Source organism: Rhodococcus sp. RDE2 (genome assembly GCF_020885655.1).
In the GTDB taxonomy this organism is placed as follows: domain Bacteria; phylum Actinomycetota; class Actinomycetes; order Mycobacteriales; family Mycobacteriaceae; genus Rhodococcus; species Rhodococcus pyridinivorans.
Genome location: NZ_AP025186.1, coordinates 2,689,523 through 2,708,737, shown reverse-complemented (window position 1 = coordinate 2,708,737; position 19,215 = coordinate 2,689,523). Strand labels below are relative to the sequence as shown.

11 protein-coding genes and 1 pseudogene are annotated in these 19,215 nt (G+C 66.9%); 7 read left to right on the top strand and 5 right to left on the bottom strand.

Annotated features, from left to right (window positions below; genetic code table 11):
* The first annotated feature begins 219 nt into the window (after positions 1-219).
* Complete coding sequence (otsB, locus tag LPH33_RS12640; RefSeq protein WP_229568327.1) at positions 220-3,810, top strand: trehalose-phosphatase; 3,591 nt, start codon at positions 220-222, stop codon at positions 3,808-3,810.
* Positions 3,811-3,851: 41 nt separating this feature from the next.
* On the opposite strand, the pseudogene LPH33_RS12635 reads toward otsB, so the two are convergent.
* Positions 3,852-4,250: pseudogene (locus LPH33_RS12635) on the bottom strand (hypothetical protein); the annotation flags it as partial.
* Between the two features lie 429 nt (positions 4,251-4,679).
* Here LPH33_RS12635 and LPH33_RS12630 point away from each other — a divergent pair.
* The 5 genes from LPH33_RS12630 to LPH33_RS12610 all read left to right on the top strand — a co-directional run bounded on the left by LPH33_RS12630 (position 4,680) and on the right by LPH33_RS12610 (position 11,572).
* Positions 4,680-5,615 carry an ABC transporter ATP-binding protein gene (locus LPH33_RS12630; RefSeq protein WP_120282718.1) on the top strand — a complete coding sequence of 312 codons (936 nt, stop codon included), beginning with the start codon at positions 4,680-4,682 and terminating at the stop codon, positions 5,613-5,615.
* On the top strand, positions 5,612-7,243 hold the full coding sequence (locus LPH33_RS12625; protein WP_229564859.1) for an ABC transporter permease: 1,632 nt from the start codon (positions 5,612-5,614) through the stop codon (positions 7,241-7,243). Before LPH33_RS12630 ends, LPH33_RS12625 begins: the two co-directional genes overlap by 4 nt.
* 26 nt (positions 7,244-7,269) lie before the next feature.
* Positions 7,270-9,060: a glycoside hydrolase family 15 protein gene (locus tag LPH33_RS12620; protein WP_145692014.1), complete on the top strand. Its 1,791-nt coding sequence runs from the start codon at positions 7,270-7,272 to the stop codon at positions 9,058-9,060.
* A 1,049-nt stretch (positions 9,061-10,109) separates the two neighbouring features.
* A complete protein-coding gene (locus LPH33_RS12615; protein WP_145692015.1) occupies positions 10,110-10,667 on the top strand; it encodes a DUF2231 domain-containing protein in 558 nt (185 codons plus the stop codon).
* Complete coding sequence (locus LPH33_RS12610) at positions 10,664-11,572, top strand: AI-2E family transporter (protein ID WP_229564858.1); 909 nt, start codon at positions 10,664-10,666, stop codon at positions 11,570-11,572. The genes LPH33_RS12615 and LPH33_RS12610 overlap by 4 nt, the downstream gene beginning before the upstream one ends.
* A 30-nt stretch (positions 11,573-11,602) precedes the next feature.
* Here the strand turns inward: LPH33_RS12610 and LPH33_RS12605 are convergent, their stop codons facing one another.
* Positions 11,603-11,857 (bottom strand): SHOCT domain-containing protein, encoded by a 255-nt coding sequence (locus LPH33_RS12605; protein ID WP_145692017.1) that lies wholly within the window; start codon positions 11,855-11,857, stop codon positions 11,603-11,605.
* Positions 11,858-12,259: 402 nt separating this feature from the next.
* On the opposite strand from LPH33_RS12605, the gene LPH33_RS12600 reads away from it, so the two are divergent.
* Entirely contained in the window at positions 12,260-14,581 is a 2,322-nt protein-coding gene (locus tag LPH33_RS12600; RefSeq protein ID WP_229568325.1) for a heavy metal translocating P-type ATPase, read from the top strand.
* A gap of 35 nt (positions 14,582-14,616) precedes the next feature.
* On the opposite strand, the gene mgtA is transcribed toward LPH33_RS12600, so the two are convergent.
* The 3 genes from mgtA to LPH33_RS12585 form a co-directional block, all read right to left on the bottom strand.
* On the bottom strand, positions 14,617-17,295 hold the full coding sequence (gene mgtA / locus LPH33_RS12595) for a magnesium-translocating P-type ATPase (protein ID WP_390889775.1): 2,679 nt from the start codon (positions 17,293-17,295) through the stop codon (positions 14,617-14,619).
* Between the two features lie 157 nt (positions 17,296-17,452).
* A complete protein-coding gene (locus tag LPH33_RS12590; RefSeq protein ID WP_120282715.1) occupies positions 17,453-18,217 on the bottom strand; it encodes an SDR family NAD(P)-dependent oxidoreductase in 765 nt (254 codons plus the stop codon).
* Between the two features lie 128 nt (positions 18,218-18,345).
* Positions 18,346-19,212 (bottom strand): universal stress protein, encoded by an 867-nt coding sequence (locus LPH33_RS12585; RefSeq protein WP_229568226.1) that lies wholly within the window; start codon positions 19,210-19,212, stop codon positions 18,346-18,348.
* Positions 19,213-19,215 lie beyond the last annotated feature (3 nt).

Sequence of the window (19,215 nt, the reverse complement as noted above, 5' to 3'; positions counted from 1 at the left end):
GGCCCCGACAGTGCCATGATCAGAGCACCACGTCATCGCGACGCGGGACCTCCTGCGGCGGTACACCCGACTCGGGAGGAAGTGCTGCTTCCCGGGGAAGGCGCCGTGTACCAGCCAGATCACCAGCACGCCGCCCGACCGGATGCCGCCAGACCGGATGCCGCCAGACCGGTGATCGACCTGCGCCACCACGAGGCGGTTCTTGTCGACCTCGGCGTGATGATCGACTACCCCACCGCCGGTGCGCTGCTGCACCAACTGCAGGCTGCGAAAATCCATGTAGCAGTGTTCTTCCAGGGCGGTGGACCGCACACACTGCGCGAAACACCGGGTCTCGACGCTGCACCGCTGATCCGACTCGACGACGCCTCTCCCCGACAAGCCGCGGCGGGACTGCACGTTTCACCCGCGCTGACCGTCGTGCTCACCGCCGACGACGAGGTCGCCGCCGCGGCGCACCGAGCCGGGTTCGCCCTGGTGATCGTCGTCAGCGGCCCGGACAGCGCCGGGGCATCCCGCCGACAGCACACCGTGATGGTCGTCGGCGATCCCAGCGAGATCGACCTGCGCGCGGGCGATCTGCACCTGTCGGCGATCCCCGACGCCCTCACTTCCCGGCACGAGGTGGCAGCCCTGCTGCGCGTGCGCACCCCGGCGATCCTGCTCGACTTCGACGGCACCTTGGCCAACATCGTGCCGGATCCGGACGCCGCAACTCTTCCCGACGGCACCGGCGCAGCATTGCGGCGACTGGCGGCGGCCTGCCCGGTCGCGGTGATCAGCGGCCGCGATCTGACCGACGTGCAGGCACGGATCGGGATCCCCGGGATCCGGTATGCGGGCAGCTACGGCAGCGAACTCGCCGGCCCGCACGGCGAACGGTACGACGATCCCGACGCGGTGGCCGCCATTGCGCTCCTGGCCCAGGTGTCCCGACGCCTCGAACACCGGCTGCGCGCGATCCCGGGTGTCGTGGTCGAACACCGCCGCTTCGTCGTCACCGTCCACTGGCGCGCCGCGCCCCCCGAGTGCGTCGAGGACGTCACCACGGCCGTCGCCGAGATCGCAGGAGCACAGGATCGTCTCCGGATTCTGCGCGGCCGCAGAGTATTCGAGGTGATCTCTGCGCGTGCACCGGACAAGGGAGCGGCGCTGCGCCGGATCCTCGATCAGATCACCGAACCTCAGGCACTCGTGCCGATCTACTTCGGTGACGATCCGACCGACGAGGATGCCTTCGACGCCCTCGCCGACAAAGGGATCGGCATCGTCGTCCGCAGCGAGGAAGCCGACGACCGCCGCTCCGCCGCCCATTTCGCCGTGAACAGTCCCGAGCAGGTGCGCGACGTGCTGATTCGCCTGGCGGATCTGCTCGACCGCGACCCCGCCACCCCCTCTCAAGCGGGTGAGTGGATCTTGTACTTCGACGGCTACGACCCCCCGCACGAGAAGCTGCGTGAGGCGCTGTGCACGGTGGGCAACGGCTACTTTGCCACCCGCGGGTGCGCACCGGAATCCTCGGCAGGGGCTCTGCACTATCCGGGCACCTACATCGCGGGCCTGTACAACCGTCTGCACGACGATCGCGACGGTGTCCCGATCGCAAACGAAAGCCTGGTCAACGCCACCAACTGGCTACCGTTGACCTTCCGCATCGACGACGGGGAGTGGTTCGATGTCGACACCGTCGAGCTGCTCGACCACCGCCAGTACCTGAATCTGCGCCGCGCGGTGCTGACCCGACGGCTGCGCTGGCGCGACCGGCAGGGCCGCACGACCACCCTCGTCCAACGCCGCTTCGTCGCCATGCACCTGCCGCATGTCGGCGCGATGCAGACCACGGTGATGGCCGAGAACTGGAGCGGCACCATCGAGTTCCGCTCCATGCTCGACGGTGCGGTTCGCAACACCCTCGTCGACCGCTACCGCGATCTGTCCAGTGATCACCTCGAACGCCTCGTCGCCACCGAAACCACCCCCGATACGGTGGTGCTGACGATGCAGACCACCCAGTCCCGCATCCCGGTTGCGACCGCGGCGCGCACCACTATCTGGTCCGATGGACACCGCTGTGAAGGCCGATACCGGTACGTCGAGGATGACGACGGGGCCGAGGTCGGCGCCGGCGAAAGGATCGGCCACCTGATCACCGTCGACCTCGAGACCGGCGGTGCAATCGTCGTCGAGAAGACCGCGACCGTGTTCACCGGCCGCGATCACGCCGTCTCCGAGCCGGCCGACGCCGCCGAGCGTCTGCTCGCCGGTGTAGGCCGCTTCGACGAGATCCTGGATGGGCATGTTCTGGCATGGGAGCACCTGTGGGACCGCGTCGACATCGATCTTGCCCACCACCCGTACGAGTCCCGGATCGTACGCTTTCATCTGCTGCACCTGCTGCAGACCGTCTCGCGTAACACCGCCGACCTCGATGTGGGAGTGCCCGCCCGCGGACTGCACGGGGAGGCCTATCGCGGTCACATCTTCTGGGACGAATTGTTCGTCTTCCCGGTGCTGAACCTGCGCGAGCCGGCGCTGACCCGGTCACTGTTGCAGTACCGCTACCGGCGGCTACCCGAAGCGCGTCGTGCGGCGGCCGCCGCCGGCTACCGAGGGGCGATGTATCCGTGGCAGTCCGGCAGCGACGGCCGGGAGGAAAGCCAGCAGCTGCATCTGAATCCACGCTCGGGACGGTGGCTTCCCGATGCGAGTTGGCGACAGCACCACATCGGCATCGCGGTCGCCTACAACGTCTGGCACTACTACCAGGTCACCGGCGATCTGGAGTTTCTCGCCGATCAGGGAGCAGAGGTGCTGATCGAGATCGCCCGATTCTTCGCCTCTCTGGCTTCCTACGACCGGTTCCGCTCCCGGTACAGCATCCGCGGGGTGATGGGCCCCGACGAGTTCCACTCCGGGTATCCGCATGCCCCGTACGGCGGGGTCGACAACAATGCGTACACCAACATCATGGCGGTTTGGGTGATTCACCGGGCGATCGAGGCGCTCGACCTCGTCCCCGACCGCTATCGCGCCGAACTCGTCGACCGGCTGCGCCTCGATGCCGAGGAGATGGTCCGGTGGTCCGATCTCGGCCGCCGCATGGTCGTTCCCTTCCACGACGGGGTCATCAGCCAATTCGACGGTTACGCCGAGCTGTCCGAACTCGATTGGGATCACTACCGCGAACGCTACGGCGACATCCGCCGCCTCGACCGCCTGCTCGAAGCCGAAGGTGACGACGTCAACCGTTATCGGGCATCGAAGCAGGCCGACGTGGTCATGTTGTTCTATCTGCTCTCTGCCGACGAACTCCGTGACCTGCTGCAGCAGCTGGGATACGGTCTCGAACCCGAGGCGATTCCACGCACGATCGAGTACTACCTCGCCCGCACCTCCCACGGTTCGACCCTGAGCGCCGTGGTGCACGCATGGGTGCTGGCGCGAGGGCACCGCGATCGGGCAATCCGCTATTTCGAGCAGGTCCTCGCCTCCGACATCACCGATATCCAGGGCGGGACGACCGCCGAGGGCATCCACCTCGCGGCCATGGCCGGCAGCATCGATCTGCTGCAACGTTGTTTCACCGGCCTCGAGGTACGCGGTGACCGGCTGATCCTCTGCCCCCAGTGGCCCGACACGTTGGGAACCCTGGAATTCCCGATCTACTATCGCGGCCGGCAACTGTGGCTCAAGGTCAGTGGCCGTTCGATCGAGATCACCGCCGAATCGGGACATCAACCGCCGATCGAGATCATGTGCCGCGATTCGCTCGTCGTCCTGCACCCCGGTAGTAGTGTCACCGTGAGCTGACCGCGCCGACCACCGCTGCCCTCGGCGCTCACGGCCCTCGGTCAGGGCGAGAATCGATCCGGGACCAGCACGGCCGCGCCCCGAACCCGGTCGTCGGCCAGATCCGTCAACGCTCGTTGCGCCTCGGACAACCGGTACCCGTTGGCGCTCACGCGGATCCGATGCTCGGCCGCGAACCGCAGGAACTCCCGCGCCTCCCGGCGGGTATTGGCGGTCACCGACCGGATCTCCCGTTCGTAGAACAGATGCCGTTGATAGTTCAGGGGCGGGACATCGGTCAGATGAATGCACGCGAGCGACAGGATCCCACCACGGTCGAGCGCCTCGAGAGCCATCGGCACCAATTCTCCCACCGGAGCGAACACGATCGCCGAATCGAGCGGAACCGGCGGCGCGTCGGCGGCACCTTGGACCGAGGCTGCCCCGAGTTGGGCAGCAAGGTGCGGCACACCCCGCACGCGCGGACCTCGACCAACAACTCACCGGCACCAGCGCGAGGTACAGCCGCAGGTGCGAACGTCAACGGCTTGTCGTGAATCGGACGCGGATCGCTCACCCGCCACGCCATCATCGTCTCGTCCGAATCCATGAGGCCTTCCCTCCCGGCGACAATCCGCGTCCGGACCTACATGTCCCGTGACCTACATGTCCCGAGACGACCGTCCCGGTATCGAGGATGAACCGAGTACGGGATGCACACACAACGAACACCGGCATACCAGCCGAAGAGCACGGGAAAATCTGCGGACCAAGGGCTCTTGCCGTCCGACCGGCGAACTCGTCACAGTGGAGGACAGATCGGTGCCCGCGCCCCACCGTCCGGTCCGGCCGACAGATGCACCGACCTGCACGCCAGGACGGGAGCGCAGATGGACGCGCAACATGTGATCGAGGTACGCGATCTGCACAAGCATTTCGGTCACGTCCACGCACTGGACGGGCTCGACCTCACGGTCGACGCCGGAGAGATCCACGGCTTCCTCGGCCCGAACGGCGCCGGCAAATCCACCGCCTTGCGGGTTCTGCTGGGGATTTTGCGGCCCACCTCCGGCTGGGTACGGATGCTCGGACGCGATCCCTGGTCCGAGGCGGTCACCCTGCACCGCGATGTCGCGTACGTGCCCGGCGATGTCACCTTGTGGCCGTCACTGACCGGGGGCGAAACGATCGACCTACTGGCCCGACTGCGCAGCGGACTCGACGAATACCGTCGCGACGAACTCATCGAGCGGTTCGCCCTCGATCCTCGCAAGAAGACCCGAAGCTACTCCAAGGGCAACCGACAGAAGGTCGCGCTGATCTCGGCGTTGTCGTCGCATGCGCGGATGTTGCTGCTCGACGAACCCACCTCCGGTCTCGACCCACTGATGGAGCAGGTCTTCCGCGAGTGCGCCCGCGAAGCAGTGGCGCGCGGTGCCACCGTCCTGCTGTCGAGCCACATCCTCTCCGAGGTCGAGGCGTTGTGCCACAAGGTGACGATCATCCGTGACGGCCGGACGGTCGACTCCGGCGCGGTCGAACAGATGCGCCACCTCGGACGCATGTCCATCACCGCCGAACTGGTCGGCGACCCCGGCGACCTGAGGCGGGTTCCCGGCGTCACGGATGTCGTCCTCGACGGCACCACGGTGCACTGCCAGGTCGACGAGGACGGCCTCGGTGACCTCGTCCGCCTGCTCGGCGACGCCGGTGTGCGCAGCCTGATCAGCACACCACCAACTCTCGAGGAACTGTTCCTTCGGCATTACCGGGTGGAGAACGGACCGCAGCACCGAGTCGCCACCGAAGTCGAGGAGCGGACATGACCACGATGCCGGCCCCTGTGTCCCTCCGCCCCAGACGGGCCCCAGGCACTCTCACCGGTACGACACAACTGGTGCGGCTGTGTCTGCGTCGCGACAGGATCGTGCTGCCCCTGTGGGTCCTGATCATCGGGGTGCTGTTGCCGACGACCTACGCCGGCAGCATCGAGTCGGTCTACCCCACCGCAGCAGACCTACAGCGCTTCGCTGTCGCGACCGCCGCCAGCCCGGCGCTGATCGCGATGTACGGGCCGATCTTCGCGGCTACGCCAGGGGCGGTGGCCATCTGGAAGGCCGGTGCGCTGTACACCGCGATCGGAGTCGCAGTGATTCTCACCGTCATCCGGCACACCCGTGCCGAGGAGGAGTCCGGACGATCCGAACTGGTCGATTCGACCGTCGTCGGCCGGTACGCCGAACTCACGGCCGCAGTGCTCGTCGCGGCCGGCGCGTCGATCGTCGTCGGAACATCGTTCGCGTTCGTGCTGTATCTGTACGACCTGCCCGCAGCCGGTTCGATCGGCTTCGGAAGTGCCCTGGCTGCATGCGGTCTGGTGTACACCGGGGTCGCCGCGATCGCCGCACAGCTGACCGCTTCGGCACGTCCGGCGCGCGGTATCGCGCTCGGAACCCTGGGGGTGTTCTTCGCGCTGCGCGCCGTCGGCGACGCCGGGACCGGGACGCTGTCGTGGCTGTCTCCACAGGGCTGGTCGCTGCAACTGCGCCCGTTCGCCGACGAACGCTGGTGGGTACTGCTACTGCACGCGGCCGTCACGGCAGTCACGGTCACCGCGGCCTATGTGCTGCTGCACCGCCGTGATCTGGGCAGCGGACTTCTCGCCGAGCGCCCCGGCGAACGGGTCGCCGGTCCGAGCCTGGCCGGACCTGTCGGACTCGCGTGGCGGATGCACCGCGGTTCCCTTGTTGCCTGGAGCATCGCGTTGTTCCTCTACGGACTGTTGTTCGGCAGTGCCGCGCACGGGCTCGGCGCCCAGTTCGGTGGCAACGAAGCCATCGACGAGATCATCGCCCGGCTCGGCGGCACAACCGTGCTCGAAGACGCATTCGTAGCGCTGGCGCTCACCATGTTGGGTATCGCCGCGTCGGCGTACGCCATCTCCGCCACCTTGCGACTGCACTACGAAGAAACCGCGCACCGCGCCGAGTCGGTCATCGCCGGCCGCGTCGGGCGACTCCGCTGGGTGCTGAGCCACCTGATGTTCGCGATGCTCGGACCGGCGGTGGCGCTGCTCGCGGCCGGTGTCGCCGTGGCGCTGACCTATGGTGCCGCGACCGGAGACATCGCCGGCACCGCACCCGGCTCGCTCGCCGGTGCTCTGGTGCAACTACCCGCGGTCTGGATCTGTGTCGGCGTCACCATGATGCTGTTCGGGTGGCTCCCACGGTTCACACCGGCCGCGTGGGCGGTCTACGTGATGTTTCTGCTGATCTTCAGCATCGGCTCGCTCACGGATCTTCCGCAGTGGGCCCTCGATGCGGAACCGTTCGGGCATCTGCCGAAACTGCCCGGAGCAACCTTCACCCCCGTGCCGGTGATGGGAGAAATCTTCCTCGCGGTCGTCCTGATCGTTGTCGGAGCGGTCGGATTCCGTCGCCGCGATCTGAGATGAGGGTCTCGACTCGGAGAGGTCGACGTATGCGTCAGCGCATCGAGGACTACGCGTTGATCGGAGACCTGCACACTGCTGCGCTGGTGGGTCGTGACGGGTCGATCGACTGGTTGTGCCTGCCACGCTTCGACTCACCTGCGTGTTTCGCCGCGCTGCTCGACGGGGACGAGGCGGGACGATGGTTGCTCGCTCCCGTGGAAGGCGGTTCCTGCACGCGGCGGGCGTACCGCCGCGACACCTTGATCTTGGAGACCGAATGGGTCACCGCCACAGGGTCGGTGCGGGTCACCGACTGCATGCCGGTGCGGCGACAGACCGCCGACGTCGTCCGTGTGGTCGAGGGCGTGACCGGATCGGTGAGGATGCAGACCGAGCTTCGGCTGCGGTTCGATTACGGGCACATCGTCCCGTGGGTCCGCCGAGTCCCGGGATGCCTGACCGCCGTCGCCGGTCCCGATGCCGTCTGGCTCCGCACTCCGGTGCCGCTGCGCGGGCACGATATGCGAACCACCGGACAGTTCGACATCCACGCCGGAGACACCGTTCCGTTCGTGCTCACCTACGGTCTGTCCTACGAGCACGCACCCCGGCCGCTCGATGCACGCCAGGCGATCTTCGATACGGACAGGTACTGGACCGACTGGATCGACTCGTGCGATTACAGCGGGGAGCACACCGACGCGGTACGTCGTTCGCTCATCACCCTCGAGGCTCTGACCTATCGTCCGACCGGGGGCATCGTGGCGGCGGCCACCACCTCGCTACCCGAGCAGATCGGTGGCAGCCGCAATTGGGACTATCGATATTGCTGGCTCCGCGACGCCGCCTTCACTCTGCAAGCTCTGCTCGGTTGCGGATTCGTCGCAGAGGCCAAGGCATGGCGCAACTGGCTGGTACGGGCAGTTGCGGGAAACCCCGCGGACCTGCAGATGGTGTACCGGCTCGACGGAGCACGACGAGTGCCGGAATTCGCCCTGCCGTGGTTGTCCGGTTACAACGGTTCCGCACCCGTGCGCGTCGGCAACGCCGCCGCCGAGCAGTTCCAACTCGACGTGTGGGGCGAGGTACTCGACTGTCTGCATCTGGCCCGCGAGAACGGCCTGCGCGGCGACCCCGCATGGGACATCGAAGTTGCCCTGCTCGACTTCCTCGAAGGTCACTGGCACGAACCCGACAACGGACTGTGGGAGATACGCGGTCAGCCACGCCCGTTCGTGCACTCCAAGGTGATGGCCTGGGCAGGAGTGGACCGCGGCGTCCGAGCCGTTGAGCGGTTCGGCCTCCCCGGACCGGTCGATCGGTGGCGCGCGCTGCGCGAACAGATCCGAACCGAGATCCTGCAGGAAGGATTCGATGCACGCCGCGGCACCTTCACCCAGTTCTACGGCAGCCGCGGGGTGGATGCGGCGCTGCTGCTCATACCCCGCACCGGCTTTCTGCCGTGGGACGACCCCCGCGTGGTCGGCACCGTGTCGACGATCGAGCGTGAGCTGGGCCGGGACGGATTCATCCTGCGCTACCGCCCCGAGCTCGAGCAGGTCGACGGCATCGCCGAACCCGAGGCGACATTCGTGGCGTGCAGCTTCTGGCTCGCCGACGCGCTGTACGGCGCCGGTCGCGTTCACGATGCCCGCGAGCTGTTCGAACGCGTGCTGTCGGTGCGCAACGACGTCGGGTTGTTCGCCGAAGAGTACGACCCCGACGCGCGTCGCCAACTCGGCAACGTCCCCCAGGCCTTCAGCCACGTAGCGTTGGTCAACACCGCGCGGCACCTGTCCGGTTACCGCGTCGGCACCCATCGCCCTGCCCCGCGGTGACGTCGGGGAGCGTCCATGCGTCGATATCCGCTCTGCGGAGGTGTCTACCTTCGGGACACTCCGTCGAAGGAGACTCGGATCCTGTCGCCTTCTGCACGTCTCTTCGCGTCCGCATCCGTTCAGCGAACGTGGGTGTGCTCCATCAGCAGCAAGACGAGTGTCGTATGCCGTCGGTCAGGAACTACCGAACCCGTTTTGCTGCAGCACATGTCGATCATGGTGCCACATCCGATGTTGGTGGCCTTGCTCTCTGCGCCACTCCCGACGTCCATGATCTTGCTGCCCCTGCCAGGGACCGGCGCGGTCACAGTCTGTTTGGCTCGAATGCTCTGTTGTCCTGCCTGGGCCACCGGATGACCGCTCTCTGCAAGACGCGAGCCGCGCCGGCGCCCCGGTTTCCGGCCAGGAGCAGACGAAACCTGGTACACAACAGATTTGGCGCCGTTATGCACCTGTGCGCGAACCGTATCCGAGTTCTTCCCCTACCCGGAGCAGACTGCGAACCTGCCGAGTTCATGTGAACGCCCTGGACCGGACACGGCCGTCCAGGTAAGACCAGGACCGGGCACAGAGAAACAGGCCCGTGACCCGATGGTGCGCTGGATCTGCGGGTCGAGCACCCCCACTTCATCGCTGAGGCCACATGCCAGCCGGACACCCGACGGCCGTCGGGTGCCGAATGGAGGATCTCGTACTACATGGGCATGTGCATCATCGGCATCCCACCCATCATGTGCAGCCACATCATCAACTGGTGGAGCACCATATGCGCTTGGTCCATCATCGTCATCATGTTCACCGCCGCGCACCGCCCTTCCCGGGTCGTCGGGCCGAGAACTTCGACCCACGCCCACGTCCCATCGTCCTCCTCGGTGCGGCCGATTCACACCGCTGTTCACCCGTGATCCGAGTGCACACCTGCGCGCCCGAAAAGCGCGCTTTCCAGACCTGCTGAGAATGCTTGGAGGTCGAGAGCCGACAAGATGCCATTTTGTTGGATCCGCCCGAACTCGCCCCCGCATCGGCATACGCACTCGAATACTGAGGTCATGTCGACTGTCAGCGGCCTTCCGGCGCATGTACTGCTCGTCCATTTCATGGTGGTCCTCACTCCGGTGACCGCAATCCTCGTTGCAGTGTGCGGAGTGTGGCCCGCTGCCCGACGTCAACTCATCTGGCTGACCGTCGCTCTCGCGACCGTCGTACTGGCCCTGACTCCGGTGACCACGGACGCCGGTGAATGGCTCGAAGACCACGTCGAACGATCAGCGGCCGTGCACACCCACACCGAACTGGGCGACACGATGGTCTACTTCGCCACAGTTCTGTTCCTCGCCACCCTGATTCTTGCCGCGCTTCATCTCCGAGAACGAACAACTCGACCGTCCACGCTGCTCCGAGCGGTCGCAGCCGCACTGGCGCTCGTCACTGCCGCCGCAATGATCGTGCAGATCTACCGGGTCGGCGAATCCGGTTCACGCGCAGTGTGGGGCGATATCGCGGCGTCCTCGAATGCGGCCGCGCAGACACGGCAATCCCCCGCCGACAGCAACCATGCACACCCGGCACGCAGATACGACCTCGGTATCCGCTGGACCCGACCATGACCGATTCGGACGGTGATCCACCGGACCAGTCCGATCCGGAGCGAGTTCCGGATCCCGACCCCATCGCCGCCGCCGAACAGGCTGCGGCCGCACTGAGCAACGACCGCTCCCCTCGCGGCACACTCGGTCCCCGATTCGATCGCCACTCCCCCTTCTTCACCGGAATGACTGCCGCGGCGGGCGCGCTCACCACCGTATTCGTTGTCGGTGGCGCCGCACTCATGGCATTGGTGGCCGCGGCGATTCCTCCGTTGACCGAACAGGCATCGGCGCTGATCGCTGCCGCCCCGCACTACTTCGAACAACTCACCGAGCCGTCGTCATGGCTCGGCCGTCTCAATGCCCGCTTCGACCTACAACACCGGTTGACCCAGTTCTGGGGCGGCGCAGGCACATCGGTGCTCGGAGACATCGTCACCGCCGGTCAGGCCGTGTTCACCGCCTTGACCGACACCCTCATCGTCACGGTACTGACCGTCTATTTCCTCGCCGATCTCCCCCGCTTACGTGCCACCCTCTATCGGTTCGTCCCGCACTCACGGCGCCCCCGGGCGATTTTGCTCGGCGACGAGATCTTCGCGAAGGTCGGCTCCTACGTCCTCGGCAACATCCTCATCTCCCTGATCGCCGGGATCGCGGTGGCCGCTGTGGCATTGACGGTCTCGGCGCCGGTGTGCGTGACCACGATCGTGTTCTTCATCGCCTTCCGCCTCGGGGAGGACTACCTGCTCATTTCCAAGATCATCGGACGCTCGGTCGAGGTACCGGCTCTGAGTACCCTGATCGCCGTCCTGATCGGCGGCGCCCTGCTGGGCTTGGTGGGAGCGCTGGTGGCGATTCCCTTCGCCGCGGCGGTGCACCTGATCGCACAGGAAGTGCTCTTCCCACGTCTCGACCGCGGCTGACCGCCGCCACCGCAATAAGCGGACCGGTCGTCAACTACGCCGCAGGGTCGCACGCCGGGCGAGGAACTCGTCCTCGTCGATCTCACCGCGAGCGAAGCGTTCGGCGAGGATCCGTTCGGCGTCATGATGAGCCGGGCGTTCCGGTTCGGGGCGGCCTGAAGCGGCGGGCCGGCGGACCAGATAGATGCCGTAGACGGCAAGGCCGACGATCGCCGACCAGAACAAGACGAACATCACCATCATCAGCAGCCAGCCGCCCCATCCGGCGCCGTACCAACCGTGCATGGCTTTCGCCTCTCGTTTCGGTGTCCTCACGGCTCTCACTCGCGAGGGAAAGGGAGCCGGTGCCGGTGCACGAGTGCTCACAGCGACACTCGGCCCCGACCCGGCACTCGGCAAGCGGCAGCCGGACCCGTCGATCCGCCCCCGACTCGGATCGGCGGGTTCGTGTCGATGCTTCGCCACGTTTCACGCTAGGCTCGGTTTCTGATGAATCGAGCAGGAGATCCTGAGAATTCCGAAAGGCGCCGAGACGGTCTTACCCTTGCTGGACGGGGACTCTTTGCGAGCGTCGGATATCCGTCGGCACGCGCATCTCGGTAGCGTCGGCAATATCCGCTAGTGCACCCCCAGATAAGCAGGAGGGGCGCGATGACTGCTGCGTCACCGACACCGGCGACGTCGTGGATGACGCGTGTGCGTGCCCGGGCGGAGTCCGTGTTTCTCGTCGTGACCGTCACCGCCCTGGTCGCAGGTGGTCTGGCCTGGATCCTCGGCGATAGTGCGGTTGCCGACATCTGCTGGATTTTCGGCACCCTCATCGCGATTGTGCCCGCGACCTGGTGGGTGATCGGTGCACTGCGGCGGGGCCGGGTGGGGGTGGATCTAATCGCGGTGTTGTCGCTGGTCGGCACGTTGGCCGTCGGTGAGTACGTGGCCGGCGCGCTGATCGCGGTGATGCTCGCATCGGGACAGGCACTCGATGCTGCTGCCGAACGCCGTGCCACCACGGATCTGCGGGCGTTGCTCGAGCACGCTCCCCGCACCGCCCGCCGTCGGGTCGGTGACGCACTCGAGGTGGTACCTCTCGAGGTGATCGTTCCCGGCGACAGGATCGTCGTCGGGCCGGGTGAGGTGGTGCCCATCGACGGGTGGGTCGCGTCCGAGGTTGCGGTGCTCGACGAGTCGGTGCTCACCGGCGAGCCGATACATGTGCAGCGCCGGACCGGCGAGTTGGTGCGCAGCGGAATCGTCAACGCGGGCGCGGCGTTCGAGATGACCGCCCGCGCCACCGCCGAGGACAGCACCTACGCCGGCATCGTGCGCCTCGCTCGTGAGGCCGCCGCCGAAAGTGCCCCGGTGGTGCGCATCGCGGACCGGGTCGCCGCCTGGTTTCTGCCGTTGACGATGGTGGTGGCCGCGCTCGCGTGGTTGGCCGCAGGGTCGGCAACTCGTGCCGTGGCGGTGCTGGTGGTGGCCACCCCGTGTCCTTTGCTGCTCGCCGCCCCGGTCGCGATCGTCTCCGGCCTGTCCCGCGCGTCCCGATTGGGTGTGGTCATCCGCAGCGGTGGGGCGCTCGAAAATCTCGGGCAGGCCCGAACACTGATGATGGACAAGACCGGCACCCTCACCAGCGGGCGGCCCACCGGAACCGATATCGTCACCGCCGCCGGCCAAGACGCGGTGGAACTGTTGCGCCTGGCCGCCTCCGCCGATCAGCTGTCTCCTCATGTCCTTGCGGAGGCGATCGTGCAGGAGGCGAGAAAACGCAGGTTGACGTTGTCGATGCCCACCGGGGTCGTCGAGCAGGCCGGCACCGGCGTGAGCGCCACCGTAGACGGTCACCGCGTGAGCGTCGGCGCTCTCGCTCTGCCCACCGACCCTCCGGGCTGGGCACGGGCGGTGGCGAACCGGGCGGCGCTCGATGGTGCCGTGATCGCCTGGGTCACGGTCGACGGGGATCTCGCGGGTGCGCTGCTGCTCGTCGATCCGCTGCGACGCGACGCCGCCCGCACCCTGCGACGACTGCGCGCCGCCGGACTGAACCGGCTCGTGATGCTCACCGGGGACCGGCGCGAGCCCGCCGAAGCCGTCGGGTCGGTGCTCGGACTGGACGCGGTGTGTGCCGAGCAGACCCCGGCCGACAAGGTCGCCGGCGTCCGCGCTGAATGCCGTTCGGCGGTGACGGTCATGGTCGGCGACGGAGTCAACGACGCTCCGGCCCTCGCCGCGGCGACCGTCGGGGTCGCGATGGGTGCACGCGGTTCGACGGCCAGTTCCGAGGCCGCGGACATCGTGCTCACCGCCGACCGCCTCGGCCGGCTCGCCGACGCGATGGTCATCGCCCGACGCTCGCGGCGCATCGCCGTGCAGAGCGCCGTGATCGGGATGGGCCTGTCACTGGTTGCGATGGGTTTCGCTGCATTCGGCTATCTGCCTCCGGCGGTGGGGGCGCTGTTGCAGGAGGCGATCGATGTCGCGGTGATCGTCAATGCCCTGCGCGCTCTGCGCAGCGATCGTGCCCGTGCACCGGCTCTGCGCGAGGACACCGCGGCGATGGTGCACCGGTTCTCGGCCGAACACGAGGTGCTGCGCGACCACCTGTCGGTGCTGCGCGAGACCGCCCAATTGCTCGCCGACGGTGATCTCGTCGCCGCCCATGCGGGGTTGCGGCGGGTGGACACTTTTCTGTTCGACACCTTGCTGCCGCACGAGCGCGCCGAAGACACCGAGTTGTATCCCGCGCTCGCAGAGCCGTTGGGCAGCGGTGAAGCGACCGCGACGATGAGCCGGATGCATGCCGAGATCGATCGGCTCAGTCACCGGCTGCGGGCGCAGCTCGCCCAGGCCGATGCGGCCGGGGGTCTACACCCCGACCAGTGCGAGGAACTCCTCGCCGACCTCTACGGTCTGTCGGCGCTGCTCCGCCTGCACTTCGTGCAGGAGGAGGAGAACTATTTCACTCTTGCTCCCGAGGCGGACTCGGCGACCGGCCCGGAACGCCTGTAGGTGCAGACGCTCACCCCACCATGAGTAACCGAAGATCACGGAGATCCTGACGCTGCGGTCGGCGGCGGCACCGGCTGATGGGTGCTGAAGCGTGCGGCGCGACGGTGGATGCGGTGTTCGTGGCCGCGCCACCGAAGCGGCGGCAGGTGGCGTATGGGTTCGGAGTAGAACAGCCGCTTGGCGCTCTCGACGAGCACCAGGTACCCGCAGATCAACCCGATGAGAGTGAGGAAGAACCCGATCGGCAGCGGGGTGAAGCCGAGATCGTCGGACCACGGGGAAAGAGTCAGACCGATGCCGACGATGAGCACCCCGGCCACCGTGGCGACCAGCGTGCGACCGGGGCGGCTGCGGAAGAACGGGGTGCGTCGGGTACGGATGGCGAACACGATCAAGGTCTGGGTCGCCAAGGATTCGACGAACCATCCGGTGCGGAACAGCTCGGGGCCGGCATGGAACATTCCGATCATGATGCCGAAGGTCAGAAAGTCGAACAGGGAGCTGATCGGCCCGAAGAAGAGCATGAACCGTCGGATGAACGCGATGTCCCAGTGCGAAGGGGCGTGCAGTTGTTCGGCATCGACCCGGTCGGAGGGGATGGCGAGTTGGCTGGTGTCGTAGAGCAGGTTGTTGAGCAGGATCTGGCTCGGCAGCATCGGCAGGAAGGGCAGGACCGCCGATGCGGCAGCAGCACTGAACATGTTGCCGAAATTGCTCGATGTGCTCATCAGCACGTACTTGATCGTGTTGGCGAAGGTGCGGCGCCCTTCGGTGACCCCGTCGGCCAGAACCCCGAGGTCCTTCTCCAGCAGCACCACATCCGCGGCGTCCTTGGCCACGTCGGTGCCGGCGTCGACGGAGACGCCCACATCGGCTGCGTGCAGTGCCAGTGCATCGTTGACGCCGTCCCCCAGGAAAGCGACGGATCGGCCGTGGGTGCGCAGGGTGCGCACCAGTCGCGCCTTCTGCTCGGGTGACACCCGGGCGAAGATCGTCGCGTTCCGTGCGATATCGACGAACTGCTCGTCGTCGAGTGCGGCGAGTTCGGCGCCGGTGACGCTGCCGCCGGATTCCAGTCCCAGTTCGGCGCAGACCTTCTCGGCGACCTTCGGGTTGTCGCCGGTCGCGACCTTGACGGTGATGCCCAGTTCCGCCAGGCGGGCCAGGGAGGGACCCGCCGAGGCCTTCGGTTCGTCCACGAAGGCCAGGAACCCGCTCAAGTGCAGGTCGCTCTCGTCGTGTCGCTCGATTCGGTCCCGGCCCGGTGGGAGCGTTTTCGTCGCGACGGCGACCACCCGACTGCCCTGCGCGAACAACCCGTCCAAGGCCTGGTGATCGGTGGCGTCGACCTGCCGGCAGCGGGCGAGCACCGATTCGGGTGCGCCCTTGACCATCAGGGTGGGGACGCCATCGGGGGCGCGGACGAGTACCGAGGTCATCCGTCGGGTGTGGTCGAAGGGCAAGGTGTCCAGGTGCCGGTACCGCTCGGCCACCGGCCCGGCCTGCCCCGCCGCGACCCACAGGGCGGTGTCCATGGCGTTGGCGGCGAGCCGGGTGCCCGAGCCGGTGTCGGTCTCGGTGGCGAGCAGTCCGTGTACCAGCGTCGTGTCGGCGTCAGCACCAGAGGTGGGCAGGGCTCGGTCGAAGGTGATCCGGCCGTCGGTGAGGGTGCCGGTCTTGTCGGTGAGCAGGATATCGATGTCACCAAGGTCTTCGATGCACACCAGCCGTTTGACGAGTACCCGACGCGCCGCCAGGCGACGGGATCCGCTCGCCAGTGCGGTGCCGACCACCGCGGGGAGCAGTTGTGGAGTGATGCCGACCGCGATCGCCAGAGCGAACAGCAACGATTCGATCAGCGGACGGTCCAGCAGCAGGTTGGTAAGCACGATCATCGAGGTCAGGACCACTGCGACCTGCAGCAGCAGCACCGAAAACCGGCGCAACCCCCGCTGGAAGTCGGTTTCCGGTTCCCGGTGACCGAGCCCGACAGCGATACGCCCGAACTCGGCGTCGGCGCCGGTGGCGACGACGACCCCGGTCCCGGTGCCGGCATGCACCACGGTTCCCATGAACGCGCAGTCGGCCAGGTCGGCGAGCGCCGCCCCCGCCGGTTCGATCGCGGTCGACTTGCAGGCCGGTTCGGATTCGCCGGTGAGCACACTCTCGTCACATTCGAGATCGGTCACCTCGAGCAGACGCAGATCGGCCGGAACGATGTCCCCGAGAACCAGTCGCACCACATCACCCGGCACGAGATCGATGACATCGATCCGGACCGGTTGTCCGTCGCGCAGGACGACGGTGGTGTGCCGCACCCGTGAATGCAGAGCTGCAGTGGCACGTTCGGCGCGGTATTCGTTGACGAAGCCGAGACCGACACTGGCTATGAGGATCACGCCGATAACGACGGCATCGGTGCGGTTTCCGAGAAAGAACGACGCAGCCGCCGTGACGATCAACAGCACCAGCAAGGCGCTGCGCAACTGCCGTGCAAGTACCGCCCACACACTCACGCGGTAACTACGCACCGCATTCGGACCGACCTGGGCGCGGCGACGGGCCGCGGTCTCCGCGCTCAGACCAGCCGGTGAGGATCCGAGCCGGACCAGCACCTCCGGCACGGGTAGGGCAGCTGCGACGGCCGGGGTCATCCGCAGACTCGCGACGTCCTGCGCGGCATCCGTTCGGTCGCTGCGGGATGTTCGTGTCATCGCGCCTGTGCCCGCCTTCCGATTCCCATGAGGAGTGAACCTCGAAGGGCCATACCCCGATCATCACCCGTCCAGGAGGTGGGGGCGTCGAAAACGGAAGGCGCTTCGGACGGTGGCGATACCGATCAGCGAGCAGGATGGACCCGAGACCGCCGGATCACATCGGCCACGGAGCCGTGTCGACCGACGGTGCCAGGTCGAGCACTGTCCCGGTAGTGGCGCCCCCGTCGACGACGAATTCGCATCCGGTCGAATAGCTGGCCTCGGTGACGATGAACCGCACCATCCGGGCCACCTCCTCGGGGGTACCGAACCGGGCGATCGGCTGATCCGCGGCCACGGCTCGGTCCATCTGGGCGGTCATCGGGGTCTCGATCGGTCCCGGGTGCACCGAACACACCCGCACGCCGTCGGAGGCGAACTCGAGCGCGGCGGTCTTGGTCAGCCCGCGCAGCGCCCATTTGCTGGCACCATACGCTCCGAGTCCGGCGTAACCGGTCAGCCCGGCGATCGAGGAGATGTTGACGATCGAGCCATGGCTGCGGCGCAGGGCCGGACCTGTGACATGCATTCCCAGCCAGGTGCCGACCAGGTTGACCTGCAGGACATGCTCGAATTCTGCGCGGTCCTGTTCCTCGATGGTGCCGACCGCCAGGATGCCGGCGTTGTTGATCAAGGCGCGGAGAGGACCGACGGATTCGGCGACGTCGAGCGCTCGACGCCAGTCCTGTTCGTCGGTCACGTCCAGGTGGGTGAATCTCGCCTCGCCTCCGAGATCGGTTGCGGCCTGAGTGCCTTCATCGTCGAGGATGTCCGCGATCACCACATTCGCGCCGGTATCGGCGAGTTGTGTGGCAACAGCGGCGCCGATACCGCGGCTCCCGCCGGTCACGAGCACGGATCCCTGTACTGGCATTGTCATGATGTCGCTCCTTCATCGAATCGGAGGTGCCGGCACGCGGGAATCGACGCGGTGCCGAGCCTGAGATGAGCGGATGTGATCGAGGCTCGAGCACGGCGCTGCCGAGCGGCAGGAAGGTGCGCCGGCGTTCAGCGAGCGACCATCATCGGGCACGACACCGAATGCAGCAGGGCCCGACTGGTCGACCCGAGCAGCATGCCCGTAAAACCCCCGCGGCCCCGGCTTCCGACTACCAGAAGCTGTGCGCCGTTGGCGTACTCGCGTAGGCGCCGGGTGGGCCGATCCATCGCTACCACCGACCGCACGTACACGTCAGGGTACTGTTCGGCGTATCCCGCGAGACTTTCGGCAAGGACGACGCGCTCCTGGACCCCGGTGTCACCCGATTCCAGGCGATGAAAGGGAATCGGTATCTCGATATCGGACCAGACATGCACCGCGAGTAGGTCCACGCCCCGCAAGGACGCCTCCTCGAAGGCCACCGCCACCGCCCGCTGACTGTGTTCGGAGCCGTCGACCCCAACGACAACCGGCCCGGTGATGTCCAGAACCGGCAGGTACGGCAGGTCCCGCACGACGACCACCGGGCAATGCGCATGGGTCACCACCGCGGCGCTGACCGATCCCAGCAGTGCACGTTCGAGTGCATTGTGCCGACCAGCGCCGACGACCACCATGATTGCCGAGGTGGACCGTTCGACTAGTTCCGAGGCGGGTGGTCCGGTGCACAGATGGGTGTCCATCTCGGGCGCCCATGTGGTGTTCTGTGCGTACTTGACCGCCTCGTCGAGGCGCCGCCTACCGTCCGCTTCTTCCTGTTCGAAAAAGGCGGCGGGCATACCCACCGGTATTCCGGCGAAACCGCGACCGGGTACCGTCGTCACCCGCGACAACACGGCATTCCGTAGTGCGGCTTCCCGTGCTCCCCAGACCACGGCCTCGAGCGAGGCATCCGATCCGTCGACTCCCACGACGATCGACCGATGTGCGGACATGAC